The organism is Streptomyces sp. NPDC047072, assembly GCF_040643855.1.
Classification (GTDB): Bacteria; Actinomycetota; Actinomycetes; order Streptomycetales; family Streptomycetaceae; genus Streptomyces.
In genome coordinates, this window is the sequence record NZ_JBEYVC010000077.1 from 19,545 (window position 1) to 44,915 (window position 25,371).

The window sequence follows — 25,371 nt, forward strand, 5'->3', positions numbered from 1 at the left end:
GCGAGGGTTTTGGGTGGGACGAGTTGCCCTCGGGCCACCAAGGAGGACCCTGACATGTCCGATGCCCCCAGTGGCTGTACACCGAGTGACTGTACGGAGCCCCGCACATCCGTCCCCGAGGCCGAGCTGGAGGCTCTGGTCCGCGGGATCTGCTTCAAGACCGGGCCCCCTCGTCGTCTCGGCGTCGAACTGGAATGGCTGATACACGAGCTGCGGATGCCGCAGCTCCCCGTGACCCATGAACGACTCGCGGCCGCCTACGCCGCGGTACGCACCCTGCCCCTCGCCTCGGCCCTCACCGTCGAGCCCGGCGGCCAGCTGGAGCTCAGCTCGCAGCCCGCCGACTCGCTGACCGAGTGCATCGCCACCGTCTCCGCCGACCTCGCCGCCGTCCGGGCGGCCCTCGCCGAGCACGGACTCGGCCTCGCCGGCATCGGGAACGACCCCTGGCACCCGCCTCGCAGATTCCTCCACGAGCCGCGTTACGACGCCATGGAGGCCTGCCTCGACCGCACAGGCCCGGCGGGACGGGCCATGATGTGCACCTCCGCCTCCGTCCAGGTCTGCCTGGACGCCGGGTACGAGGAGCCCGGCCCCCTGGGGCTCGGGCGCCGCTGGTGGCTGGCCCACCAACTGGGCGCGGTCCTGGTGGCCGCGTTCGCCAACTCTCCCTTCGCCGGCGGCGAGCCCACCGGCTGGCTCTCCACCCGCCAGCTGCTGTGGCTGGAGATCGGCAAGGGCCGCGCGGGCGGCCCGTCCCTGGACACCGACCCCCGCAGCGCCTGGGCCCGGCACGTCCTGAACGCTCCGGTGATGTGCGTACGACGGGACAGCGGGCCCTGGGACGTCCCCGAGGACCTCACCTTCCGGCAGTGGGTCCGCTCCGGGGTGCCCCGGCAGCCGACCCGGGAGGATCTCGACTACCACGTCTCGACACTGTTCCCGCCGGTCAGACCGCGCGGCCACCTGGAGCTGCGCATGATCGACGCCCAGCCCGGCGAGGACGGCTGGATCGTGCCGCTCGCGGTGACGACGGCGCTCTTCGACGACCCGCAGGCCGCCGAGACCGCCTACCGCGCGGCCAAGCCGCTGGCCGAGCGCGCCCTGGGGCTGCCCGCCCCGCACAACCCGCTGTGGATCGACGCGGCCCGCCAGGGTCTGCGCGACCCGGAGCTGCACGAGGCGGCCATCGCGTGCTTCCTGGCCGCCCTGGAGGCGCTCCCCCGGCTCGGCGCGGGCCGCGCGGTCACGGACGCCGTCGCCGCCTACCTGGACCGCTATGTGATGCGGGGCCGCTGCCCCGCCGACGACCTGCTGGACCGGGCACACGGTCCGCTCAGGAAGGACTCCCTCGCATGACCGACGCCGACAAGCTCCGCGAGCGGGCCCTGACCACCCTGGTCACCGCCCGGGACCGGACGACGCTGCTGACCTCCTGCGTCGAGGAGCCCGACCTGACCGCCCAGCACTCGCCGCTGATGTCGCCGCTCGTGTGGGACCTCGCGCACATCGGCAACCAGGAGGAGCAGTGGCTGCTGCGGGCCGTCGCCGGGCAGGAGGCGATCCGGCCCGAGATCGACAGTCTCTACGACGCCTTCGAGCACCCCCGCTCGGAGCGCCCCACCCTGCCCCTGCTGCCGCCCGCCGAGGCCCGCCGGTACGCGGCGGACGTGCGCGGCCGGGTCCTGGACGTGCTGGAGAAGGCGGCCTTCCACGGCACCCGGCTCACCGAGGCCGGGTTCGCCTTCGGGATGATCGCCCAGCACGAACAGCAGCACGACGAGACGATGCTGATCACCCATCAGCTCCGCAAGGGCCCCCAGGCCCTGACCGCCCCCGACCCGGAACCGGCGCCGCTGTTCACCGGTCCGTCCGAAGTCCTCGTCCCCGGCGGCCCGTTCACGATGGGCACCTCGGACGAGCCGTGGGCGCTGGACAACGAACGCCCCGCGCACCGGCGCGAGGTGGACGCCTTCTACATCGACACGACCCCGGTCACCAACGCCGAGTACCAGGCGTTCATCGCGGACGGCGGCTACGACGAGGAGCGCTGGTGGGCACCGGCGGGGTGGGCGCACATCCGCCAACACTCCATATCCGCCCCGCTGTTCTGGAGCCGGGACGGCAAGCAGTGGCTGCGGCGGCGCTTCGGCGTCACCGAGGTCGTGCCGCCCGACGAGCCGGTGGTGCACGTGTGCTGGTACGAGGCCGACGCGTACGCCCGCTGGGCCGGACGGCGGCTGCCCACCGAGGCCGAGTGGGAGAAGGCGGCCCGGCACGACCCCACTTCGGGCCGCTCGACGCGCTACCCGTGGGGTGACGCCGACCCCGCGCCGGTCCACGCCAACCTGGGCCAGCGCCATCTGCGCCCGGCCCCGGCGGGCAGCTACCCGGAGGGCGAATCCCCGCTCGGCGTACGGCAGTTGATCGGTGACGTGTGGGAGTGGACGGCGAGCGACTTCGAGCCGTACCCGGGCTTCCGGGCGTTCCCGTACAAGGAGTACTCCGAGGTGTTCTTCGGCCCCGACCACAAGGTGCTGCGCGGCGGTTCGTTCGCCGTGGACGCGGTGGCCTGCCGGGGCACCTTCCGCAACTGGGACTACCCGATCCGGCGGCAGATCTTCTCCGGTTTCCGTACGGCCCGCTCGGGAGCCGTCTGATGTGTCGTCACCTTGCCTACCTGGGACCCGAGGAGCCGCTCGGCCGGCTCCTCGTGGAGCCCGCGCACAGCCTGTACCGGCAGTCCTGGGCGCCGCGGCGGCAGAAGTACGGCACGGTCAACGCCGATGGTTTCGGGGTCGGTTGGTACGCCGAGGGTGACCCGGTCCCGGCGCGCTACCGCCGGGCCGGGCCCATCTGGGCGGACCTGTCCTTCGCGGACCTCGGCCGGGTCGTGCGAACGGAGGCCCTCCTGGCCGCCGTTCGGGACGCGACCCTCGCGGGAGCCGACGCCGAGGCCGCGGCGGCACCGTACGCCTCGGGTCCCTGGCTGTTCAGCCACAACGGCGCGGTCGCCGGCTGGCCCCGCTCGCTCGCGCCGCTGGCCCCGGCCCTGCCCGCGACGGACCTGCTGTCGATGGAGGCCCGCAACGACTCGGCGTTCGTGTGGGCGCTGGTCCTCCACCGGCTCAGCAACGGCGACGAGGAGGGCCAGGCGCTGGCCGACACCGTCCTGGAGGTCGCCGCGGCCGCCCCCGCCTCCCGGCTCAACCTGCTGCTCACCAACGGCGAGTCGATCGCCGCGACCACCTGGGGAGACACCCTCTTCTACCTCGCCCGGCCCGGCGGCGGCACGGTCGTCGCCTCCGAGCCGTACGACGACGATCCGCACTGGCAGGAGGTCCCCGACCGCACGCTGCTCGCGGCGAGCCGCACCGACGTCCTGCTCACCCCGCTCAAGGATCCAGCCGAGCTGCCACTGAAGGAGCCCCGCACGTGAGTCCGTTCCTTCTCACCCGCACCCTGCCCGAGGACGCCACCGAGGCCGCCCTGCGCGCCGACGTCCTCAAGGGCCTGACCCACACGCCCAAGACGCTGCCGCCGAAGTGGTTCTACGACGCCCACGGCAGCGAACTCTTCGAGCAGATCACCGAGTTGCCCGAGTACTACCCCACCCGCGCCGAGCGGGAGATCCTCCTCGCCCGCTCCGGCGAGATCGCCGCGGCGACCGGCGCCCGCACCCTGGTCGAGCTGGGCTCCGGCTCCTCGGAGAAGACCCGCCACCTCATCGACGCGCTCACCGGACTGCACACGTACGTGCCGGTGGACGTCAGCGAGAGCGCGCTCACCCAGGCCGGACACGCGCTGATCGCCGAGCGGCCGGGGCTGAGCGTGCACGCGCTGATCGCCGACTTCACGGCCGCGCTGACGCTCCCGGAGACCCCGGGCCCCCGTCTGGTGGCGTTCCTCGGCGGCACGATCGGCAACCTGCTGCCGGTCGAACGCGCCGCGTTCCTCACCTCCGTACGGTCCCTGCTCTCCCCCGGCGACGCGCTGCTCCTCGGCACCGACCTGGTCAAGGACGAGGACGTGCTGGTGAGGGCGTACGACGACGCGGCCGGGGTGACGGCCGAGTTCAACAAGAACGTCCTGACCGTCGTCAACCGCGAACTCCACGCCGACTTCGACCCGGACGCCTTCGACCACGTGGCCCTGTGGGACCGGGAGAACGAGTGGATCGAGATGCGGCTGCGCTCCCGCACGGACCAGACGGTGAAGCTCCCGGCACTCGACCTGGCCGTCGACTTCGAGCCCGGCGAGGAACTGCGCACCGAGATCTCGGCGAAGTTCCGCAAGGAGGGAGTGCGCTCCGAACTGTCCGCCACGGGTCTGGAGTTGGCCCACTGGTGGACGGACGAGGCGGGCCGGTTCGCGCTGTCGCTGAGCATGGCGCGATGACCGACGGCTCGCGCTCCGCCGTCCCCTGGGGCACGGTGGATCCATGACGAATCACACCTATCGGGTGACCGAGATCGTCGGCACCTCGCCCGACGGCGTCGACCAGGCGATCCGCAACGGCATCAGCAGGGCCTCGCAGACCCTCCACAACCTGGACTGGTTCGAGGTGACACAGGTGCGGGGGCAGATCGAGGACGGGGACATCGCCCACTGGCAGGTGGGGCTCAAGGTGGGCTTCCGCCTGGACGAGTCCGACTGACGGCCTCAGGTCCGCCCCTCCCGCTCCTGCGCGACCTTCAGCGCGGCGGAAGGGGCGGTCCAGCGCGCCCGTACGACGGTGAAACCGGCGCGTTGGGCGTCCGCGCAGACCAGCTCGTCGTCGTCCACCACCACCCGGATCTCGCGGTTGCGGGCGAGCTTCTTGAGGGTCTCCAGCTTGGTGCGCCGGGCGGGCCGCCGGTCGTCGTTGCGCCGCATGTGCACAGGGCCCTCCGGCAGCCCTTGCGCGGCAAGCCAGGCCAGCGTGTCGCGTCGGCAGCGCTCGGGCCGTCCGGTGAGGTAGACGACCTCGCACTCCTCGGCGCTCGCCCGCGCCAGCGCGACGCCCTCCGGGATCGGCGGGTCCTTCGGGGCGGCGGCGAAGAACGCGTCCCAGTCCCGCGGCCTCCGCTCCAGGAACCGCTGCCGGTGGGCCGTGTCGGCGAGGGTGTTGTCCAGGTCGAACACGGCGAGCGGGCGCTTGCTGCTGTCGGTCACACCGTGACCCTAGCCCCGGTGTGACCCGGCGATCGCTGCGCACCGCATGCTTCTCCCATGTCTTCCACCCTCATCGGCGCCGCCCGGCAGCGCCCCTGCACCCTGGTGGTGTGCCGGGGCTGCTGCTGCGGCGACCCCCGCAAGCACCCCGGCTTCGACCACGCCTGGCAGCTGGAGCGGCTGCGGGCGGCCGCGGCCGAGAGCGGCTTCCAGGTACGGACGACGGACTGCCTCGGCCCCTGCGACCAGCCGAACGTCATCGTCGTCCAGCCCTCCGCGACCGGCCGGCGGGCCGGTGGGCGGGCCACCTGGATCGGCTTCGCCATGGACGACGACTGCACGGAGGAGATCGTGGAGTGGGCGGCGGCCGGCGGGCCGGGCGTCGCCGAGCCGCCGGTCGCGCTGGAGCTGCAGTTCATCGAGCCGCCCCGGGAGGAGCGGGTGCGTTCGCGGCGCCGCCGTTAATTGTTAATGGGATCCATTTTCATGTAGCGTCCTCGGTGCCCACCACCGAGGAGGTTCTCCCCATGGCTGTCCCCAAGCGGAAGATGTCCCGCAGCAACACCCGCCACCGCCGCGCGCAGTGGAAGGCCGGCACCCCGCAGCTGGTGCCGGTCACAATCGACGGCGTCCCGTATCTCGTCCCGCAGCACCTGGTCAAGGCGTACGAGCGCGGCCTGCTGCGTCCCGAGGGCTGAGGACCGGATGCCGTACGACCGCCTGCCCGTCACCATTCTCTCCGGCTTCCTCGGGGCGGGCAAGACGACCCTGCTCAACCATGTCCTCACCAACCGCGAGGGCCTGCGGGTCGCCGTCATCGTCAACGACATGAGCGAGGTCAACATCGACGCGGCGCTGGTGCGCGGCGGCGAGGCCGCGCTGTCGCGGACCGAGGAACGCCTGGTCGAGATGACCAACGGCTGCATCTGCTGCACCCTGCGCGACGACCTCCTGGAGGAGGTGGACCGGCTGGCCCGCGAGGGCCGTTTCGACCACCTGCTCATCGAGTCCTCGGGCATCTCCGAACCCCTGCCCGTGGCCGCCACGTTCGCCTTCGCCCGCGACGACGGCGCCACGCTCGGGGAGGTGGCCCGGCTCGACACCATGGTCACCGTCGTGGACGCGGCCAACTTCCTTCCCGAGCTGGCGTCCGGCGACGAACTCGCCGAGCGCGGCCTCGCGCCCTTCGAGGACGACGAGCGCACGGTCAGCGATCTCCTCGTCGACCAGATCGAGTTCGCCGACGTCCTGGTCCTCAACAAGCTCGACCTGGTGAGCGCGGAGGAGACCGCCCGGCTGCGGGCGGCTCTCACCCGGCTCAACCCGGTCGCCCGGATCGTCGAGGCCGTGCACGGCAAGGTGGCACTCCAACAGGTCCTGGGGACCGGCCTGTTCGACCTCGACCGCGCCCAGCAGGCGCCCGGCTGGGTACAGGAGCTGAACGGCGAGCACATCCCCGAGACGGAGGAGTACGGCGTCTCCTCCACCGTCTTCCGTTCCGAACTCCCCTTCCACCCAGGCCGGTTGTGGGACTTCGTGACCGAGGAGCTGGACAGCGACCGGTACGGGCGGATCCTGCGCTCGAAGGGGTTCTTCACCCTGGCCAGCCGTCCGCACGTGACCGGGCTGTGGTCACAGGCCGGTTCGGTGGCCCGCTTCGAGCCGTCCGCCGCGCGGGACACCGAGGCGCCGTACGCCCAGGAACTGGTGTTCATCGGGACGCAGTTGGAGGCAGAGACGCTCCGCGCGGACCTCACCGCCTGTCTGCTGCGGGACGGCGAAGGCTTCGCGGCTGAGGATCCTTTCCCGGCCTGGGACACGTACGGGATCGACGAGGCGTGCGACCACGAGGAGCACGGTCACGCGGCCGCCGTCGCATAGAAATGCGCGCGGACGCGGCGCAGCCAGGCCTCGGCCGGCGCCTCGTCCGGGTGCTCCGGGAGCACGGACCGGGTCTCGGCGAAGACCGTCTCGTAGTGGGCGAGCAGCGACCGCGCGACCGTGGGGTCGGCGGCGACGCTCTCCCCGAAGCGGTGGTACTCCTCGGGGTCCTCGACCCGCACGCCGAGCCGGCCGGTCGCGTACAGCTCCAGGCCCTGGTGGCACAGGCGCTTGAGGTGCCGGGCGTGCTTGGCGGTGCGCCGGTCCCGGTCGCGGCCCTCAAGTCGCCTGAACTGCTGGGTGGCGTACCCGAGATAGGCGTCCCGGACCCGCTGGGCGCTCAGGAACGAGCCGCGGATACCGATGAGTTCGTCGCCGAGCGGGGTGCGCGTCTCGTACAGCTCGTCCGGCAGCCACACCAGCTCCATGACCGTCGGGTTGCCGCCAAGGGCCAGCCGGCACCACTTCGCCGCCTCGTGCAGGGTGCGGTCGGGCGCGGTGGTGACGTGGGACTCCTTCGGCGTGTGCAGGCCGAGGAGGGTCTCGGTGGGCGCGGCGAACATGCCGAGCCGGTCCACGTCGGAGCCCTCGCGGGCGAGGCCGTACGCGGTCGAGCCGACGATGCCGGAGAGGAGGATGTTCGGGACGGTCACCCGGCCATTGTGCTGACCTGTACGGATACCCGTCACCCGGTTTTCTGCGACCCACGACGGGCGGTCCCCGACGGGAATGTCCGGGCGCGCCAGGTGTTGAACCTGATGTGAGCTCCCTGATCGCCGCCACCCGCTTCTCCGTCCTGGACCGCTCCCGCACCCGCGAGGGCGGCACGCACGCGGAGGCGCTGCGGGACACCGTGGAGCTGGCGCGGGAGCTGGAGGGGCTCGGCTATCACCGGTTGTGGGTCTCGGAGCACCACGGGGTGCCCGGCGTCGCCGGTTCCGCGCCGACCGTGCTGGCCGCGGCCGTCGCCTCGGCCACGGAGCGGATCCGGGTCGGCACCGGCGGTGTGATGCTGCCGAACCACCAACCCCTGGTCGTCGCCGAGCAGTTCGGCGTGCTGGAGTCGCTCTTCCCGGGCCGGATCGACATGGGCCTCGGCCGTTCGGTCGGCTTCACGGACGGGGTGCGCAAGGCGCTGGGCCGTGGCAAGGACGACGCCGACGACTTCGCGGGCCAGCTCGACGAGCTGCTGGGCTGGTTCCGGGGCACCTCGCCGACGGGAGTACGGGCCCGTCCCGCCGAGGGCCTGACCGTGCCGCCGTTCGTGCTGGCCATGGGCGAGGGCGCCGCGATCGCCGCCCGCGCGGGCCTGCCGATGGTCATCGGGGACCTCCGCAACCGCGAGAAGACGCAGCGCGGCATCGACCACTACCGCACCCACTTCCGCCCCTCTCCCTGGGCCGCCGAACCGTACGTCGTGATCTCGGGCACGGTCGCGGTCGCCGCCACGCAGGAAGAGGCGCGGCGGCTGCTGATCCCGGAGGCCTGGTCGATGGCGTACTCCCGCACCCACGGCAGCTTCCCGCCCCTCCCGCCCGCGGAGCGCGTCGAGACCCTCACGATGACCGCGAAGGAGCGCGGCTTCTACGAGTCCGGGCTCGTCGGCCACATCGCGGGCACCGAGGCCGAGGTCGCCCACGAGCTGGAGACGGTCCTGAAGGAGACGGGCGCGCAGGAGATCCTGGTCACCACCAGCACCTATGAGCGCGAGGCCCTGCTGGACTCCTACCGGAGGCTGGCCGCGATCGTCTCCGGCTAGAGTCGCTGACATGCACGATCCGTACGTCCGCGTCCGCGATGCCCGTGAACACAATCTTCAAGGGGTGGACGTCGACATCCCTCGGGACGTGTTGACCGTGTTCACAGGCGTCTCCGGGTCGGGGAAGTCCTCGCTCGCCTTCGGGACGGTCTACGCCGAGGCGCAGCGGCGGTACTTCGAGTCGGTGGCACCCTACGCACGGCGGCTGATCCACCAGGTCGGGGCGCCGAAGGTCGGGGAGATCACCGGGCTGCCGCCCGCGGTCTCACTCCAGCAGCGCCGCTCGTCGCCGACGTCCCGCTCGTCCGTCGGCACGGTCACCAATCTCTCCAACTCACTCCGGATGCTCTTCTCGCGGGCCGGCGACTACCCGCCGGGCGCCGAGCGGCTCGACTCGGACTCCTTCTCCGCGAACACCGCCGCCGGAGCCTGCCCCGAGTGCCACGGCCTGGGACGGGTCCACCGTACGACCGAGCGGTCGCTGGTCCCCGACCCGTCGCTGTCGATCCGGGAGGGCGCGATCGCCGCGTGGCCCGGCGCCTGGCAGGGCAAGAACCTGCGGGACATCCTGGACGCGCTCGGGTACGACGTGGACCGGCCCTGGCGCGAGCTGCCCGCCGAGGAGCGGGAGTGGATCCTGTTCACCGACGAGCAGCCGGTGGTCACCGTGCACCCGGTGCGGGACGCGGACCGCATCCAACGCCCGTACCAGGGCACGTACATGAGCGCCCGCCGCTATGTGCTGAAGACCTTCTCCGACTCCAAGAGCCCGGCCCTCAGGGCGAAGGCGGAGAGCTTCCTGGTCTCCGAGCCCTGCGCGGTGTGCGGCGGCAGCAGGCTGCGGCCCGAGGCGCTGGCGGTCACCTTCGACGGCCGTACGATCGCCGAACTGACCGCGATGCCCCTGGTGGAGCTGGCCGCGCTGCTCGACGGCGACGCCCGTTCCGAGACGGCACGCGTTCTGAGTGAGGACCTGACCGCCCGTATCGCGCCCGTCGTCGACCTCGGCCTCGGCTATCTGAGCCTCGACCGCGCGACCCCCACCCTCTCCGCGGGCGAACTCCAACGGCTGCGGCTCGCCACGCAGTTGAGGTCCGGGCTCTTCGGCGTCGTGTACGTCCTCGACGAACCCTCCGCGGGACTGCACCCGGCGGACACCGAGGCGCTGCTGACCGTGCTGGAGCGGCTCAAAGCGGCCGGCAACTCCGTGTTCGTGGTCGAGCACCACCTTGACGTCGTGCGCGGCGCCGACTGGCTGGTGGACGTGGGTCCGCTCGCCGGCGAGCACGGCGGGCGGGTGCTGTACAGCGGGCCGGTCGCCGGGCTGGCCTCGGTGGCGGAGTCGGCCACGGCCCGTTTCCTCTTCGACCGCGCGGCTGCCCCGGTACGACACGTCCGTTCCCCCCGCGGGCAGTTGAAGGTCGGTCCGGTCAACCGGCACAACCTGCGCGGAGTGACCGCCGAGTTCCCGCTCGGGGTGTTCACCGCGGTGACCGGGGTGTCGGGTTCGGGCAAGTCGACGCTGGTCGGGGAGATCACCGAGGAGTTGGAGGGCGTCGGGCGACTGGTGTCGGTCGACCAGAAGCCGATCGGGCGGACCCCGCGCTCCAACCTGGCCACCTACACAGGGCTGTTCGACGTCGTGCGCAAGGTGTTCGCCGGCACTGACGGGGCTCGGGAACGCGGCTTCGGGGTCGGCCGGTTCTCCTTCAACGTGGCGGGCGGGCGCTGCGAGACCTGTCAGGGCGAGGGGTTCGTCAGCGTGGAGCTGCTGTTCCTGCCGAGCACCTACGCGCCGTGCCCGGAGTGCGGCGGGGCCCGCTACAACGCCGAGACGCTCGAAGTGACGTACCGGGGACGGAACATCGCGCAGGTGCTCGACCTGACGGTGGAGTCGGCGGCGGAGTTCTTCGCGGACACCCCGTCCGTCGCCCGCAGCCTCGCCGCCCTCCTCGATGTCGGTCTCGGCTATCTGCGACTCGGCCAGCCCGCCACGGAGCTGTCCGGCGGCGAGGCCCAGCGCATCAAGCTCGCGAGCGAACTCCAGCGGGTGCGGCACGCCCACACCCTCTACCTCCTCGACGAACCCACCACCGGCCTCCACCCGGCCGACGTCGAGGTCCTGCTGCGCCAGCTCCACGGCCTCGTCGACGCCGGCCACACCGTCATCGTCGTCGAGCACGACATGACGGTCGTGGCGGGCGCCGACTGGGTCGTCGACCTGGGGCCGGGCGGCGGGGACGCGGGCGGACGGATCGTGGCGGCGGGGGTGCCGGAGGAGGTCGCGGGGGTCGCGGGGAGCGCTACGGCGCCCTATCTGACACGGGCGCTGACGCCGGGCGGCTGAGGGGCGAGCAGCCGGGGGCGGCTCGGCCGACGCGGAGGGACGACGTCTCGGGGGCCTTGTCCGGGGCGCGGGTCGATCGGGTGGGAGTCGGCAGGCGGGTGGGCGTCCGCGGCGGGGTGGGCGCCAACGGCTGGGCAGATGCCCTCGGCCAGGTGAGCGCCGACGCCTGGGCCCGTACCCCCGACCAGGTGAGCGCCGGCGATCGCACCGGTGCCCCCGACCAGATGAGCGCCGACGGTCAGAACCGTGCCCCCGGCCAGGTAGGCGTCAGCCGTCGAGTGGATGGCCGCCGCTCCCTCGCCCCACGCCCGTGCCTGCGCCGTCGCCGCCAGCGCCCTGCGGTCCGTGTGACTGCCCGCTGCCACCGGCTCCGCGACCTCCACCTCGGCGACCAGACCGCGCGCCGACACCACCCGCCACACCGATGCCAGCAGGGAGTCCTCGCCGATGAAGGCGGGGGCCGTGCTCGCCGCTCCCCCGGCGACCCGGTAGCGGATGCGTACGGGCTGCACCGGGACGTCCGCGTCGAGGGCCGCCTGGAAGACCGCCCGGCGGAAGTGGCCCTGGGCCCGGCCGCACCACGTGCTGCCCTCGGGGAAGACCGCGACCGCGCTGCCGGCGCGCAGAGCGTCGGCGATGCGGGCGACCGTGTCCGGGAGGGCGCGCAGCCGGTCCCGGTCGATGAAGAGCGCGCCGCTGCCCGCCGTCAGCCCGCCCGCCACCGGCCACCCCCGGATCTCGGACTTGGCGAGCATCCGGGCCGGGCGGACGGCGGCGAGCAGCGGGATGTCCAGCCAGGAGATGTGGTTGGCGACCAGCAGCAGCCCGCCCGTGGGTGAGGCGGTGCCGGACATCCGGAGCCGGAGCCCGGCGGCCCGCACCGTCGCCCGGCACCACCACCTGACCGCGCCGGCCGGCACCCACCGGCCGACCGGCATCAGGGAGATCCCGGCGAGCAGGACCACCACGACGGCGACGAGCCGCAGCACGGCCAGGGGTACGGCCGTGGCGGATCGCGTCCGCTCGATGCAGGCCCCGGGGGTGCAGGGCGCGCTCGGCAGCCAGACGCTCATCAGGCCGGGACGAGCGAGAGGAAGTGCCGCAGGTAACGCGCGTTGACCCGGCGCATCGACAGCAGCACGTACATGTCGGCGACCCCGAAGTCCGGGTCGTGCGCGGGCTGTCCGCACACCCAGGCGCCGAGGCGGAGGTAGCCGCGGAGCAGCGGGGGCAGCTCCGTGTGGGCGGCGGGCGTCCCGTTCGCGGGCTCCCAGGGCAGCAGCGGCCGTACCCGGAACTCTTCGGGAGCCAGGTACTTGGCCCGTACCCGCTCCCAGGTGCCGGCTGCGAGGGCGCCGCCGTCGGCGAGCGGGATCGAGCAGCAGCCGGCCAGCCAGTCGTGGCCGCGGTCGACCATGTAGCGGGCGATGCCGGCCCAGATGAGGCCGATGACCGCGCCGTCGCGGTGGTCGGGGTGCACGCAGGAGCGGCCGACCTCGACGAGCCCGGGGCGGATGGCGTCGAGCCGGGAGATGTCGAACTCGCCCTCGGAGTACAGGCGTCCGGCGACCGCGGCGCGCTCCGGGGGCAGCAGCCGGTAGGTGCCGACGACCTGGCCGGTGAGGGTGTCGCGGACCAGCAGGTGGTCGCAGTAGGCGTCGAAGCCGTCGATGTCGAGGCCCGGTTCCGGGCTGGCGAGCAGGGCGCCCATCTCACCGGCGAACACGTCGTGCCGCAGCCGCTGCGCGGCCCGTACGTCGTCCTCGTCGCGGGCCAGGGTGACGGTGTAGCGGGTGGGTGCCGTGGACTGCGGGGGACGGTCGAGGGTCGAAACGCCGGTCATGGCTCTCTCCTGGTCGCGGGCCGGTTCGGCGGAGCGGGTGCAGACCGTGGGGAGTGCGGTCTGCCGCCCCTGTTCTTCCGATGCCGACTGACATGCACGTGACCGGTGCGGGGAGAGCCGATGTGCGGTTGCTGAACGGATCGGGCCGGGCTGTCGCACCCGTCCCGAACCCTCAGAAGGTGGCCGTCATTTCGCCGGAGCGCAGCGTTCCAGCCATCCGCGCGTCTCGTTCGCGTCGAGGACCCGCTCCAGGACGAGGGATCCGGTCATGCCGGGGAAGAACCGTCCGGCGGGCCAGCCGCGCTGGTACGGCGGCGGGTCCAGGACGAGAAGGCGTACGCCTTCGACGACCGGGATGTCCGACGGCGTGCCCTCGTTCCACACCCAGTCGCCGTCCGGACCCACGAGGTTGAAGGACCCGGTGGTCGGCACCTGGCCGGGCGCGTCCCGGCATACGGCGGTCTCCTGGGCGGAGGGCGCGTGGCCGGGGACGTGGCCGCCGCCCACGAGGGCGTCGGCGAGCAGGGTGTGCAGCTGGAAGTTGTCGCCTATGCCGGTCATCCGCAGCGCGTATCCGGTGCCGGTCGGGCGGTGCAGGGCGACGAGGGGTTCGTCGTCCAGGACGAGCAGGGCGTAGTGCAGGCACTTGAAGTCGTGGCCGGACAGCTCCTGGACGGGGCGCAGGGCTTCCAGCAGCCGGGTGCGCAGACCGGAGCCGAGTGCGGTGCGGACCTCGGGGCGGTTGAGCATCGCGACGGTGGCCATCTCCCAGCGGGGCAGGAGCCACCAACCAGCGGTCGCGGTCTGTCCGGCGCGTTCGAGGACCTCGGGCCCGGGGTCGCCGGAGTCGTGGTCGGGCAGGTCTCCGCCGCCGGTCGCCGCCCAGCGCTCGCAGAACTCCGCGGCGGCGCCCAGCGCACCGGCGAGCCCGTCGAAGACGTACGACGCGCACTGGCTCGCGTCCGCCCCGCGCTCGACGCAGGCGCCGACCGCCACGGCCGTCATCGCGCGCGGCCCGGCCGGCATCTCCGGCAACAGCACGGCCAACCGCGGTCCCGCCGCGTGGAGTTCGTGGTCCCCCGCCTTGTCGAAGCCCTCGTACATCTGCTGGATCGCGCGCTGAGCCCCCTGCCCGTCGCGTTCCCGCACAGCGGTCTCGAGACCTGTGACGGCCTCCAGGAACCGCTCCCGCCCCTTGCGTCCGAAAATCATGGACGCACTGTACAGACGGCGAAAGAACGAGACGGGGCCGGGGAGCACCACTCCCGGCCCCGCCCGTCCGCACGTCACGGCGAACGTCTGTGGTCAGCGCTTGGCGACCTTGCGCGTGGCCCGCAGCCACTCCTTGTTCATGCCGGTGATGGAGACCAGCGGGATCCCCTTCGGGCACGCGGTCGCGCACTCCCCCGCCAAAGTGCAGCCCCCGAAGCCCTCTTCGTCCATCTGCGCCACCATGTCCAGCACCCGGGTCTCGCGCTCGGGCGCCCCCTGGGGCAGCACGTTCAGGTGGTTGACCTTGGCCGAGGTGAATAGCATCGCCGCCCCGTTGGGGCATGCGGCCACGCAGGCCCCGCAGCCGATGCACTCGGCGTGCTCGAAGGCGAAGTCGGCGTCGGGCTTGGGCACCGGCGTGGCGTGCGCCTCGGGCGCGGCACCGGTGGGCGCGGTGATGTAGCCGCCGGCCTGGATGATCCGGTCGAACGCCGACCGGTCCACCACCAGGTCCTTGATCACCGGGAAGGCGGACGCCCGCCACGGTTCGACGTCGATCGTTTCGCCGTCCTGGAAGGACCGCATGTGCAGCTGGCAGGTGGTGGTCCGCTCCGGGCCGTGCGCGTCCCCGTTGATGACGAGGGAGCACGCGCCGCAGATGCCCTCGCGGCAGTCGTGGTCGAAGGCCACCGGGTCCTCACCGCGCAGGATGAGTTCCTCGTTGAGGGTGTCGAGCATTTCGAGGAACGACATGTCCTGGGAGATGCCGTCCACTTCGTAGGTGGACATGGCGCCGTCGGCGTCGGCGTTTCGTTGCCGCCAGACGCGCAGGGTGAGCTTCATGCGTAGCTCCGCTGGGTGGGGTGGACGTACTCGAAGACCAGGTCTTCCTTGTGCAGGACGGGGGCGGAGCCGGTACTTGTGAACTCCCAGGCCGCCGCGTAGCCGAACTCCTCGTCCCTGCGCGCCGCTTCGCCGTCCGGGGTCTGGGACTCCTCGCGGAAGTGGCCGCCGCAGGACTCGGCGCGGTGCAGCGCGTCGAGGCACATCAGCTCGGCGAGCTCCAGGTAGTCGACGATGCGGTTCGCCTTCTCCAGCGACTGGTTGAACTCCTCGCCGGTGCCGGGCACCTTGATGCGCCGCCAGAACTCCTCGCGGATCTGCGGGATGCGCTCCAGCGCCTTGCGCAGTCCGGAGTCCGTACGGGCCATCCCGCAGAACTCCCACATCAGTTCACCGAGTTCGCGGTGGAAGGAGTCGGGCGTACGGTCGCCGTCGACGGCGAGGAGCAGGTTGATCCGGTCCTCGGTCTCGGCCAACACCTCCTGCACGACCGGGTGTTCGTCGGTCACCGCGTCCTGGTGCGGGTTGCGGGCGAGGTAGTCGTTGATGGTCGCCGGGAGGACGAAGTAGCCGTCGGCGAGTCCCTGCATCAGCGCCGAAGCGCCGAGCCGGTTGGCGCCGTGGTCCGAGAAGTTGGCCTCCCCGATCGCGAACAGGCCCGGCACGGTGGTCTGGAGGTCGTAGTCGACCCACAACCCGCCCATCGTGTAGTGCACGGCGGGGTAGATCCGCATCGGCACCTCGTACGGATCCTCGTCGGTGATCCGCTGGTACATGTCGAAGAGGTTGCCGTACTTGGCCTCGACGGCCTTGCGGCCCATGCGCCTGATGGCGTCGGCGAAGTCGAGGTAGACCCCCTGCCCGCCGGGACCGACGCCCCTCCCCTCGTCGCAGACGTTCTTCGCGGCGCGGGAGGCGATGTCCCGCGGGACCAGGTTGCCGAAGGACGGGTAGATCCGCTCCAGGTAGTAGTCGCGCTCGTCCTCGGGGATCTTGTCCGGCGGACGCGTGTCCCCGTGCGCCTTGGGCACCCAGATCCGGCCGTCGTTGCGCAGCGACTCGCTCATCAGGGTGAGCTTGGACTGGTGGTCGCCGGTGCGCGGGATGCAGGTCGGATGGATCTGCGTGAAGCAGGGGTTGGCGAAGTAGGCACCGCGCCGGTGGGCCCGCCAGATGGCGGTGGCGTTGGAGTTCATGGCGTTCGTCGACAGGTAGAAGACGTTGCCGTAGCCGCCGCTCGCCAGTACGACGGCGTCCGCGAAGTAGGTGTCGATGCGACCGGTGATCAGGTCCCGGGCCACGATCCCGCGCGCCCGCCCGTCCACGACGATCAGGTCGAGCATCTCGGTGCGCGGGTGCATCTCGATGTTCCCGGCGGCGATCTGCCTCGACAGCGCTTGATACGCACCCAGCAGCAGCTGCTGACCCGTCTGGCCGCGGGCGTAGAACGTCCGGGACACCTGCACCCCGCCGAAGGACCGGGTGTCGAGCAGGCCGCCGTACTCCCGCGCGAAGGGCACGCCCTGCGCCACGCACTGGTCGATGATCTCGACCGAGATCTGGGCCAGGCGGTGGACGTTGGACTCGCGGGCCCTGAAGTCGCCGCCCTTGACGGTGTCGTAGAAGAGCCGGTGGATGGAGTCGCCGTCGTTGCGGTAGTTCTTGGCCGCGTTGATACCGCCCTGCGCGGCGATGGAGTGGGCGCGGCGCGGGGAGTCCTGGTAGCAGAACTGGACGACGTGGTAGCCCTGTTCGGCGAGTGTGGCGCCCGCGGAGCCGCCGGCGAGGCCGGTGCCGACGACGATCACCGTGTGCTTGCGCCGGTTGGCGGGGTTGACGAGTTTGGCCTCGAACCGGCGTGTGTCCCAGCGCTCGTTGACGGGTCCGGAGGGCGCCTTGTCGTCTTCGACGGGCGTCCCGGTCGCGTAGTCCGCGTATGAGGTCATGTTCAGCTCACCACTCCGGTCATGACGCCCACGGGTACGGCGATGAAGCCGGCCGTGAGCAGCAGCGCGAGGACGTTCGCCGTGGCCTTGAGGGCTCGGTCGCGGGTGCGGCTGCCGACGCCGAGGGTCTGGGCGGCGCTCCAGAAGCCGTGCCGGACGTGCAGGCCGAGGGCGAGCATCGCGACGATGTAGATGACGTTGCCGTACCAGGTGGAGAAGGTGTCCACGACGTTCTGGTACGGGTGGCCCTCCTGGAAGCCGCCGGAGTGCACGGTGCCGGTGGTCAGGTCCAGGATGTGCCAGACGATGAACAGGCCGAGGATGATCCCGCCCCAGCGCATGGTGCGCGTGGCGTAGCTCGATCGCGGCTTCCTGTGCACGTACTTGCTGGGCCGCGCCCTGATGTCGCGGCGGCTGAGCTGGTAGGCGGAGGTGGCGTGCGCGACCACGGCGACGACCAGCGCGATCCGGATCAGCCAGAGCGTCCACTCGTAGTGCATGAAGGGCTCGCCGACGGTCCGCAGCCAGTGCGCGTAGTGGTTGAACTCCCCCGGCCCGAAGAAGATCTTCAGGTTCCCGATCATGTGGACGACCAGGTAGAGCAGCATGATCAGCCCGCTGACGGCCATGACCGTCTTCTTGCCGACGGTGCTGTCCCACACGGTGCGTGCCATGGACGGCCGTCGGTCCGTCCGCGTTGCCAGAGCCATGGTTCAAGACGCTACGGCCGTACCGCCTGATTGGTCCAAGACATGATCCGGCTCGTTTCCATAGCCGTAGCCTATGCTGGGGCGATGCAGTTCCAGCAGCTCCAGTACTTCGTGGCGGTGGCCGAGACCCGGCACTTCACCCGTGCCGCCGAGACGGTGCATGTCGCGCAGCCGTCGTTGTCGCAGCAGATTCGGGCGCTGGAGCGGGAGTTGGGGGCCGATCTGTTTCTGCGGGCGCGGGGGAACATCACGCTCACCGACGCCGGGGAGGCGCTGTTGCCGCTGGCCCGGCGCATCCTCGCGGACGCGGACACGGCCCGGCACGAGGTGCTGGAGCTGGTGAATCTGCGCAGCGGACGGATCCGGCTGGGGGCGACACCGAGCCTGTGCACGGGGCTGCTGCCGGACGTGCTGCGCGCGTTCCACGACCGCTATCCCGGGATCCGGCTGCTGATCGAGGAGGGCGGCTCCCACGATCTCGTACGGGGGCTCGCGCGCGGTGCGCTGGATCTGGCGCTGGTGGTGCTGCCGCTGCCCACGCCGTCGCCGGCGCTCACCACGGTGGAGCTGTTGCGGGAGGACCTGGTGGTGGTGTCCTCGCCGGATGCGCCCCGGCCTGGGCGGGCGGCGCACACCGTGCGGATCGCCGACCTGGAGGGGGAGCGGCTGGTGATGTTCCGGCACGGGTACGACCTGCGGGAACTGACGGTCGCCGCCTGTCGCGCGGAGGGATTCGAGCCGGACTTCGCTGTGGAGGGCGGTGAGATGGACGCGGTGTTGGGGTTTGTGCGGGCGGGGCTCGGTGTCGCGGTCGTTCCCCGGATGGTCGCCTCCCGGTCGGGCCGGGACCTCCACGTCACGCCACTGGCCCGCCCCGGCCTGCACCGCACGATCGCCCTGGCCCACCGCAGCGACGTGGCTCCGCCGCGGGCGGCCAGGGAGCTGCAGCGGATGCTGTTGGAACGATGAGGTCACCCCACCGGGGAGGTCATCCCACCGGGAAGGTCACCCCGTCGCGTCCACCAGTGCCAGCTCGTGCAGTTTCTCCGGCGGGCCCGGGCGGGCGTAGTACCAGCCCTGGGCCGTGTCGCAGCCCAGTATCCGCAGCTGCTCGGCCTGGGCCCCTGTTTCCACGCCCTCCACCGTCACCGCGAGGTTCAGGCTGTGGGCGAGGGAGACGATTCCCTCGACGATCTTGAGGTCCACGGGGTCGGCCGGGAACTGCTGCATGCTCTGGGTGAAGGAGCGGTCCAGCTTGAGGATGCTGACCGGCAGGCGGCGCAGGTTCGCGAGGTTCGAGTAACCGGTGCCGAAGTCGTCCAGGGCGATGTCGACGCCCATCTCGGCGAGCCGGCGCAGCGGCTTGAGCAGGTCGTCGTCGGCGCCGATGAGGGCCGACTCGGTGACCTCCAGGCAGAGGGTCTCCGGCGCGACACCCGCCCGCTCCAGGATGTCGACGGTCTCCTGGACCAGTCCCGGGTGGGTGAGCTGGCACGGCGAGAGGTTGACGTTGATCCGCAGGGGCACGGCATCGCCGTAGCGTTCTCGCCACTCGCGGGCCTGGCGGACCGACTGCTCCAGGACCCAGCGGCCGAGCGGCACGATCAGTCCGGTGTGCTCGGCGAGCGGGATGAACCGGTCGGGCCCGAGGACGCCGTGCTGCGGGTGGAGCCAGCGCACCAGCGCCTCGGCGCCGCGCACGGTGCCGTCGCCGAGGTGGACCAGCGGCTGGTACTCGATGAAGAACTCGTTCCGCTCCAGCGCCGCCGGCAGCGCCGTGGTCAGGCCGTGCCGGGTGATGGCGCGGGCGTCAGCCTCCTCGTCGGCGAGCTCGAAGCGGTTGCCGCCCGCCGACTTGGCCCGGTACATCGTGATGTCGGCGCTGCGCAGCACCTCCGCCGGACTGCGTTCCCCGGCCGGCCCCTCGACGATGCCGATGGAGCCGCGCACGGTCAGTTCGCGCCCGTCGATGCTGATCGGCGCGATGAGGGCGTTCATGATGCGGGAGGCCAGCTCGTCGACGTCGCGTTCGGTCTCCGGGCCGGTGGTGAGGGCCACGAACTCGTCGCCGCCGAGCCGCGCGACCATCTCGCCGGGGGCCGTCGCGCAGCCCTGGAGCCGGTCGGCGACCTCGACGAGCAGCCGGTCGCCGGCCGCGTGGCCGAGGCTGTCGTTGACGGTCTTGAAGCCGTCGAGGTCGAGGTAGCACAGGCCGAAGCGCTGGCCCGCGCCCGCGCCGAGCGCCTTCTCCAGGCGCTCGAAGAAGAAGGTGCGGTTGGGCAGGCCGGTGAGCGCGTCGTGCGTGGCCTCGTAGCGCAGCCGGAGGTTGAGCAGGCGGCGCTCGGTGGTGTCCTCCATGAGGGCCAGCTGGTACTGCGGGTTGCCGTCGGCGTCGCGCAGCAGGGAGACCGTCAGGTTGGTCCACAGGACCGTTCCGTCGGGGCGGTAGAACGCCTTCTCCAGGTGGTAGTGCTCGCGCTCGCCGCGCACCAGCTCGTCGTAGAGCGTCCAGGTCTGGGGCGCGTCCTCGGGGTGCGTCCACTCCCGGACGTTCCGGCTCTGCATGGTCTGCTCGGAGATCCCGAACATCCGCAGCAGCGCGCCGTTGACCTGGAGGATGTTGCCCTCCAGGTCGGCCATCCCGATCCCTATGGCGGCGCCCTCGAAGACCGCGCGGAAGCGGGCCTCGCTGGCGTGCAGCGCCTGCGCGACCACGCCCTGGGCCTGGAGCGCGGCCTGGGCGATGGCCTCCTGCTCGGCCAGGGTCCGCTCGCGCAGCGCTCCGGCGAAACCGGCCGCCATGGCGTGCTGGAGCCGCGCCGACCGGCTGCGCAGGTCCTCCGGGTCGCCGTCCTGGCCGCAGTACAGGACCAGGTAGGCGTCGACGCAGTCCAGGGAGCGGGTCAGGGCGTCCGGGTCGGTGCAGTGCGCGGCGACCAGGGCGGCGCCCACCGCCCGGCCCTCGTCCGCGTCGAGGGTCCTGGCCCTGAGGGCCTCGCTCAACCGGCGGGCCAGCGGCAGCAGTTGCTCCTCGAACTCCGGCCGGGTGGAGGAGGTCGACGTGACCGGGAAGACAGCCCGGCTCCAGATCGTCGCGAACCGGCGCAGTCTGTCCTCCGGCCCGTCCGGCTCGGCGATCACGCGGTACGCCCCACGCCGGCGAACTGGGAGAAGGCCCACGGGTCCTCGTCGTCGGGGTCCCAGTTCTCCGACTCCGGCCGCCACCGCGGCATCGCCACCAGTCCGGGTTCCACCATGTCGTACCCCTCGAAGAACCGTGCGATCTCGTCGCGTGAGCGCATGATCAGCGGGTTGCGGATGTCCTCGTACACGTCCATCGCGCCCTGAACCTGCTCCTGCGACAGCGGGATTCCCTCGTACGCGGCATGCGTCAGCACCAGCAGGCTGCCGGGCGCGAGCGCGTCGCGCAGCCGCGCCACCGCACCACAGGGGTCGTCCGCGTCTTCCACGAAGTGCAGTATGGCAACGAGGAGCAGCGCCACCGGCCGCTTCAGGTCGATCAGTCGCTGGACCTCGGGGCTCGCGAGGATCTCCTCGGGCTTGCGAAGGTCGGCCGCGACGACGCCCGCGTCCGGGTTGTCCGCGATGACCGCCTGGCTGTGCGCGACGGCCACCGGATCGTGGTCGACGTAGACGACGCGGGCCCCGGGGCTCGCGCTCTGGGCGACCTCGTGGACGTTGCCGAAGGTGGGGATGCCGGAGCCGATGTCGAGGAACTGGGTGATGCCCTCGGCGGCCGCGAACCGTACCGCCCGCCTCATGAACGCCCGGTTCGCCTGCATGATCTTCGGCAGCCCCGGCGCGAACTCCATCGCCTTGCGGGCCGCCGCCCGGTCGGCCTCGAAGTTGTGCGAACCGCCCAGGTAGAAGTCGTAGATGCGCGCGACGCTCGGCACCGAGATGTCGATGCTCCGGGGAGCCCAGGCGGGACGCTCCATCTATCTCTCCAAGGCGTAGACGATCCGGTGTTCGAGCTGAGGCTACTGATCGCCCGCCAAAGGAGCGAGCAGAAACGGAAATTGACCATCCGTTCCCGGTCACTGCCCGCGGCACGTGCCGTTGTGCGAGTCGGGGGGAATGACGGCAAACCGGTCCGACCCCTCCGTGCGGCGTGGAGGGGTCGGACCGGTGGATCGTGGCGGCCGGAGCCTGCTGGTAGGGCTACTTGTTGGGCGCGCCCACCAGGTCGCCGTTGGGACGGACGGCGTACCACGTGCCGCCCACGCCCTGGCCGTTGGTGTCGCCGGGCTCCTTGTCGTTGATGAAGGTGTAGATCGGCGAGCAGTTGACCGTCTGCTGCTTGACACCGTCCGAGCGGGTGAAGCTCATCAGGCCCTTCTTCTGTACGCCCTTGGTGTCGTTCGCCGACACGGGGGCGACGACCGGCCACTTCTCCAGGCAGGCGCCGTTGCAGTTGGAGACCGGCTCGGGCCACGCCTTGTCCTTGACGAAGCGGTAGACCGTCATGCCGTTCTTGTCGACGACGATCTCGCCCAGGGTGGGGTCGTTGCGCGTGGAGAGCCCGGCCAGGTCGGCCGACTTGGCCTTCTTGCCGTCGGGGGCCAGCGCGTACCACTTGCCGCCCACGCCCTGGCCGGTGAGGTCGCCGGCCTTGGTGTCCTTCACGTAGCGGTAGGCGGGCCAGCCGCCGACGGTCAGCTGCTTGGTGCCGTCGGCCCGGGTCACCTCGCCGAGGAGCGCCTTGTCGATGCCGGCACCGGCCGAGGCGTCGTCCGCGGGCACCGGCGGCCAGGTGGTCGCGCACTCGCCGTTGCAGTTCGACTTCGGCGGCTCGGCGGTGTCCTCGTCGAAGCGGTAGAGGGTGAGACCGCCGCTGTCGTTCAGCACCTCACCCAGTTCGGCGCTCTCGGAGACCTGCAGCTTCCCGGCGGCCGCCGACTGGGCCCCCAGATTCGACCCGCCGGCAGCGGTCGAACTCGCGCTCGGGCTGGTCCCGGTGCCGATACCGGCGCCGACTCCGCCGTAGCCGCCGGCCGGGGCCGTGGCACCGACGTTCTGGCTGCCCACCGACGAGGTGCCGCTTTCCTGGCCGCAGGCCGTCGTCAGCAACAGCACCGCCGCGGCGCCCGCCACGAGTGAGGCACTCCGCCAGGAGGTCTTCATCGTCAACAACTCCCCATAATCCCAAGGATGTTGCAGCGCCCTGCTGCGCCGCCGCACGGCATTGGGTACGCAGCGGAGCGGGGGGTGTGTTCAATCGCGGCGCAAATTTCTTTCCGGGAGCTGTGACATCACCCGCCCCGGATCGCACATACGTCCCTCCAGCCACTCCTGCGGGCGGCCGCGGTTCAAACATCGGGGCGCCCTTTGTCCCTCCTTCGGACCAATCCTTTCGCGCCCGCGCGTAGGACGGCGCGACAGGCCTCATGATCTCCGTCGTGCATCGTCCTGAATCGTCTCAAACCGCTTCCGCCATACGGGTGTTGGCGCTCTTGACCTTGACGTGGGCCTTCGTCGGCGCGCCGGCCGAGGTCGCCACGGCGGACGCCTGCGCGTACGCGTCGACCGGGCCGGACGGCACCGTCGCGGTGGCCGTCGCGGGCAGCCTCACCTGGCCCACTCCCCCGGTGTGCCCGAAACCGACACCACCGCCTCCGCCACCACCCCCACCGCCGCCCGAACCTCCGTGCACCCCCACCCCCACCCCGACCCCCACTCCGACGCCCGAGCCCACACCGACGCCCACGCCGAAACCGCCACCCAAGAAACCGACCCCCACCCCGGAACCCGAGCCGCCGCCATCGACTCCGCCACCCGCACCCCGGCCCGCGGCTCCGCTGCCGCCGGCCACCCCGACACCCACGCCCACCCCGACCCCGACGCCCACCCCGCCGAAGCCGAAGCCGTCGCCGAAGCCCGCCCCGGGCCCCTCCGCGACCCGGATCAGCTACCCGGCCTACCACCACGCACAGCCGCCCCGGCGGCCCACCCACAGCACGACCTCACCGGTCGTCTACGTCCTGCTCATCACCGCGCCCGCGGTGGTCGCCGTGGCCGCTCTGCGGCCCCGCTAGTGCCGATCCTGGAGGCATCCCTTGCCGGAATGGCTTGTTCTCATCCTCGCGATGGCGGCCGCATGTGTCGTGGTCGTGGTCATCACCCTCGTCCGCCACAAGACGGCGGCCGTGGACGAGGACCCCAGCGAGACGCCCGACGTCATCGAGTACATGACGATGTGGATCGGAGTGGTGTACGCCATCGTCCTGGGCCTGGCCATCGCGGGAGTCTGGGAGGCGCGCAGCGGCGCCCAGGACCACGTCCAGGCGGAGGCCCAGGCGCTGCACGAGATCTCGGAGCGGGTCCAGGTCTACCCGGCCGACGTCCGTGACAGCATTCGGGACGATGTCAACGCCTATGTCGGACACGTCGTCACCGTGGAGTGGAAGGAGATGGCCGACCACGGCCGGACCACCGAGCGGGGCACCGAACTCCTCGACCGGCTCCGCACGGACGTCACCTCCTACCAGCCGAAGAGCGACTTCGAGGCCCAGGCCTACCAGCCGCTGGTCGACCAGGTCGCCGCGGTCGACCAGGCCCGCAACGCCCGCGCGGACTCCATCGAGCCGACCATGCCGGGCGTGGTCTGGTTCGGCCTGCTGGGCGGGGCCGTCATCACGATCGGCATGGTCTTCGCCCTCCAGATCAGGCGTACGCCCCGCGAGCTGATCCTCGCCGGGCTGTTCTCCGCGCTGATCGCGTTCCTGCTCTTCCTGATCTGGGACTTCGACGCCCCCTACAGCCGGGGCATCACGGCGACCGCGGAACCCTTCCTCGCGCTCTTCCCGGGCGCCAAGGGCTGACGGCGTCTCACCACGGGGGCGTTCGGGGGACGTCCGGCGGCCGACACGCCGTCGGCGTCCCCTGAGCGGCCCACACCCGTGCCCCATTCGCCCGACTGCGATCGCGCGGACGTACACCTGTTCCTAGCGTTTCGGTCATCGAGGTGCATTTTTGGCGCAAGCGGAAAAGGTCCGCAGCTGCTCCTCGGGGACCGGAGGATTCACCATGCGCGCGATACGCGTCGCTTCGGCCGCACTGCTGGGCCTCAGTGCCCTGGCCTTCTCCGCACCGGCCGCCGTGGCCAAGGGCGAGGTCACGCCCTTCGGCTTCAGCGTTCTGCCCTCGACAATCGCCGCGGGCGGACAGGTGACGCTGTTGCTCGAGCGCGACAACGGCGGCTGCAAGGGCTCGGCGACCGTCACCTCTGCGGTCTTCGACACCATCACCATCCCTTCCGGCAAGAGCCAGGCGACGGCCGTCGTCGACTGGGACGCCAAACCCGGCGCGGTGTACCAGGTGACGTTCACGTGTGACGGCGTGAGCGGCTCCACGGGGCTGACCATCGCCGGCGGGCGTCCGGTCGGGCCCACCCCGGTGCCGCTCTACCCCGGCCGGGGTGTGCACGCCGGTGAGGGCGGCAGCCTCGCCGGGTTCGACCTCAAGGAGATCGGGCTCGGTGCCGCGCTGATCGCGGGGTCGGTCGGGGCGGCGTACCACTTCTCCCGCCGCCGCACCGGCGAGGACGGCACCTGACGTCTCCGCCGCGACCCGCACAGACCTCCGCCCCGGACCGCTGGTACCAGCACACGATGCTCGGCGGGGCGCTCAGCGACTCACGCGGCACGTTCCTCAAC

Annotated in this window: 24 protein-coding genes and 1 pseudogene; 14 read left to right on the top strand and 11 right to left on the bottom strand. The window is 71.7% G+C overall.

What is annotated here, in order from left to right:
* The first annotated feature begins 54 nt into the window (after window positions 1-54).
* From egtA to ABZ896_RS28735, 5 genes are read left to right on the top strand one after another with little or no spacing between them, the layout of a single operon-like run.
* Window positions 55-1,359, top strand: coding sequence for an ergothioneine biosynthesis glutamate--cysteine ligase EgtA (gene egtA, locus ABZ896_RS28715; RefSeq protein WP_360935242.1), 1,305 nt, complete (start codon window positions 55-57; stop codon window positions 1,357-1,359).
* The gene (egtB, locus tag ABZ896_RS28720; RefSeq protein ID WP_360935245.1) at window positions 1,356-2,660 is read left to right on the top strand and encodes an ergothioneine biosynthesis protein EgtB; all 1,305 of its coding nucleotides are present in this window, start codon (window positions 1,356-1,358) and stop codon (window positions 2,658-2,660) included. Before egtA ends, egtB begins: the two co-directional genes overlap by 4 nt.
* A complete protein-coding gene (gene egtC / locus ABZ896_RS28725) occupies window positions 2,660-3,439 on the top strand; it encodes an ergothioneine biosynthesis protein EgtC (protein ID WP_360935248.1) in 780 nt (259 codons plus the stop codon). Before egtB ends, egtC begins: the two co-directional genes overlap by 1 nt.
* Window positions 3,436-4,398 (top strand): L-histidine N(alpha)-methyltransferase, encoded by a 963-nt coding sequence (egtD, locus tag ABZ896_RS28730; protein WP_360935251.1) that lies wholly within the window; start codon window positions 3,436-3,438, stop codon window positions 4,396-4,398. The genes egtC and egtD overlap by 4 nt, the downstream gene beginning before the upstream one ends.
* Window positions 4,399-4,441: 43 nt before the next feature.
* The gene (locus ABZ896_RS28735) at window positions 4,442-4,657 is read left to right on the top strand and encodes a dodecin (protein WP_360935255.1); all 216 of its coding nucleotides are present in this window, start codon (window positions 4,442-4,444) and stop codon (window positions 4,655-4,657) included.
* A 5-nt stretch (window positions 4,658-4,662) separates the two neighbouring features.
* On the opposite strand, the gene ABZ896_RS28740 is transcribed toward ABZ896_RS28735, so the two are convergent.
* Entirely contained in the window at window positions 4,663-5,154 is a 492-nt protein-coding gene (locus ABZ896_RS28740) for an HAD family acid phosphatase (RefSeq protein ID WP_360935258.1), read from the bottom strand.
* Window positions 5,155-5,211: 57 nt separating this feature from the next.
* Between ABZ896_RS28740 and ABZ896_RS28745 the strand changes: the two genes are divergently transcribed.
* The 3 genes from ABZ896_RS28745 (at window position 5,212) to ABZ896_RS28755 (ending at window position 7,035) form a co-directional block, all read left to right on the top strand.
* A complete protein-coding gene (locus ABZ896_RS28745) occupies window positions 5,212-5,619 on the top strand; it encodes a (2Fe-2S) ferredoxin domain-containing protein (RefSeq protein WP_360935261.1) in 408 nt (135 codons plus the stop codon).
* A gap of 62 nt (window positions 5,620-5,681) precedes the next feature.
* Window positions 5,682-5,852, top strand: a complete 171-nt coding sequence (rpmF, locus tag ABZ896_RS28750) for a 50S ribosomal protein L32 (RefSeq protein ID WP_360935264.1) — start codon at window positions 5,682-5,684, stop codon at window positions 5,850-5,852.
* A gap of 7 nt (window positions 5,853-5,859) precedes the next feature.
* A complete protein-coding gene (locus ABZ896_RS28755; RefSeq protein ID WP_360935267.1) occupies window positions 5,860-7,035 on the top strand; it encodes a GTP-binding protein in 1,176 nt (391 codons plus the stop codon).
* Here the strand turns inward: ABZ896_RS28755 and ABZ896_RS28760 are convergent.
* A complete protein-coding gene (locus ABZ896_RS28760; protein WP_360935270.1) occupies window positions 7,014-7,688 on the bottom strand; it encodes a nucleotidyltransferase domain-containing protein in 675 nt (224 codons plus the stop codon). The two genes, ABZ896_RS28755 and ABZ896_RS28760, sit on opposite strands and share 22 nt — an antisense overlap.
* Window positions 7,689-7,795: 107 nt before the next feature.
* Here ABZ896_RS28760 and ABZ896_RS28765 point away from each other — a divergent pair, with 107 nt between their 5' ends.
* Window positions 7,796-8,794 carry an LLM class flavin-dependent oxidoreductase gene (locus ABZ896_RS28765; protein ID WP_360935273.1) on the top strand — a complete coding sequence of 333 codons (999 nt, stop codon included), beginning with the start codon at window positions 7,796-7,798 and terminating at the stop codon, window positions 8,792-8,794.
* 10 nt (window positions 8,795-8,804) lie between these two features.
* The gene (locus ABZ896_RS28770; protein WP_360935276.1) at window positions 8,805-11,141 is read left to right on the top strand and encodes an excinuclease ABC subunit UvrA; all 2,337 of its coding nucleotides are present in this window, start codon (window positions 8,805-8,807) and stop codon (window positions 11,139-11,141) included.
* A gap of 314 nt (window positions 11,142-11,455) precedes the next feature.
* On the opposite strand, the pseudogene ABZ896_RS28775 reads toward ABZ896_RS28770, so the two are convergent.
* The 6 genes and pseudogenes from ABZ896_RS28775 to ABZ896_RS28800 all read right to left on the bottom strand — a co-directional run.
* Window positions 11,456-12,214, bottom strand: a pseudogene (locus ABZ896_RS28775) (lysophospholipid acyltransferase family protein); the annotation flags it as partial.
* On the bottom strand, window positions 12,214-12,984 hold the full coding sequence (locus ABZ896_RS28780) for a GNAT family N-acyltransferase (protein ID WP_360935279.1): 771 nt from the start codon (window positions 12,982-12,984) through the stop codon (window positions 12,214-12,216). The gene ABZ896_RS28780 and the pseudogene ABZ896_RS28775, both read right to left, overlap by 1 nt.
* 186 nt (window positions 12,985-13,170) lie before the next feature.
* On the bottom strand, window positions 13,171-14,196 hold the full coding sequence (locus ABZ896_RS28785; RefSeq protein WP_360935282.1) for a hypothetical protein: 1,026 nt from the start codon (window positions 14,194-14,196) through the stop codon (window positions 13,171-13,173).
* Between the two features lie 93 nt (window positions 14,197-14,289).
* Window positions 14,290-15,039 carry a succinate dehydrogenase/fumarate reductase iron-sulfur subunit gene (locus ABZ896_RS28790; RefSeq protein ID WP_360935285.1) on the bottom strand — a complete coding sequence of 250 codons (750 nt, stop codon included), beginning with the start codon at window positions 15,037-15,039 and terminating at the stop codon, window positions 14,290-14,292.
* The gene (locus ABZ896_RS28795; RefSeq protein ID WP_360935288.1) at window positions 15,036-16,985 is read right to left on the bottom strand and encodes a fumarate reductase/succinate dehydrogenase flavoprotein subunit; all 1,950 of its coding nucleotides are present in this window, start codon (window positions 16,983-16,985) and stop codon (window positions 15,036-15,038) included. Before ABZ896_RS28795 ends, ABZ896_RS28790 begins: the two co-directional genes overlap by 4 nt.
* Window positions 16,986-16,987: 2 nt before the next feature.
* Window positions 16,988-17,659, bottom strand: coding sequence for a succinate dehydrogenase (locus ABZ896_RS28800; protein ID WP_360935291.1), 672 nt, complete (start codon window positions 17,657-17,659; stop codon window positions 16,988-16,990).
* A gap of 120 nt (window positions 17,660-17,779) precedes the next feature.
* Here ABZ896_RS28800 and ABZ896_RS28805 point away from each other — a divergent pair, with 120 nt between their 5' ends.
* On the top strand, window positions 17,780-18,664 hold the full coding sequence (locus ABZ896_RS28805) for a LysR substrate-binding domain-containing protein (protein WP_360935294.1): 885 nt from the start codon (window positions 17,780-17,782) through the stop codon (window positions 18,662-18,664).
* Between the two features lie 36 nt (window positions 18,665-18,700).
* On the opposite strand, the gene ABZ896_RS28810 is transcribed toward ABZ896_RS28805, so the two are convergent.
* The 3 genes from ABZ896_RS28810 to ABZ896_RS28820 form a co-directional block, all read right to left on the bottom strand.
* On the bottom strand, window positions 18,701-20,836 hold the full coding sequence (locus tag ABZ896_RS28810) for an EAL domain-containing protein (protein ID WP_360935297.1): 2,136 nt from the start codon (window positions 20,834-20,836) through the stop codon (window positions 18,701-18,703).
* Window positions 20,833-21,654, bottom strand: coding sequence for an SAM-dependent methyltransferase (locus ABZ896_RS28815; RefSeq protein ID WP_360935300.1), 822 nt, complete (start codon window positions 21,652-21,654; stop codon window positions 20,833-20,835). Before ABZ896_RS28815 ends, ABZ896_RS28810 begins: the two co-directional genes overlap by 4 nt.
* A 223-nt stretch (window positions 21,655-21,877) precedes the next feature.
* Window positions 21,878-22,840: an SCO0930 family lipoprotein gene (locus ABZ896_RS28820; RefSeq protein ID WP_360935303.1), complete on the bottom strand. Its 963-nt coding sequence runs from the start codon at window positions 22,838-22,840 to the stop codon at window positions 21,878-21,880.
* 329 nt (window positions 22,841-23,169) lie between these two features.
* Between ABZ896_RS28820 and ABZ896_RS28825 the strand changes: the two genes are divergently transcribed.
* The 3 genes from ABZ896_RS28825 to ABZ896_RS28835 all read left to right on the top strand — a co-directional run bounded on the left by ABZ896_RS28825 (window position 23,170) and on the right by ABZ896_RS28835 (window position 25,270).
* Window positions 23,170-23,751, top strand: a complete 582-nt coding sequence (locus ABZ896_RS28825) for a hypothetical protein (RefSeq protein WP_360935306.1) — start codon at window positions 23,170-23,172, stop codon at window positions 23,749-23,751.
* 21 nt (window positions 23,752-23,772) lie between these two features.
* Window positions 23,773-24,537 carry a hypothetical protein gene (locus tag ABZ896_RS28830; RefSeq protein ID WP_360935309.1) on the top strand — a complete coding sequence of 255 codons (765 nt, stop codon included), beginning with the start codon at window positions 23,773-23,775 and terminating at the stop codon, window positions 24,535-24,537.
* Window positions 24,538-24,742: 205 nt separating this feature from the next.
* Window positions 24,743-25,270, top strand: coding sequence for a hypothetical protein (locus tag ABZ896_RS28835; RefSeq protein ID WP_360935312.1), 528 nt, complete (start codon window positions 24,743-24,745; stop codon window positions 25,268-25,270).
* Window positions 25,271-25,371: the final 101 nt, after the last annotated feature.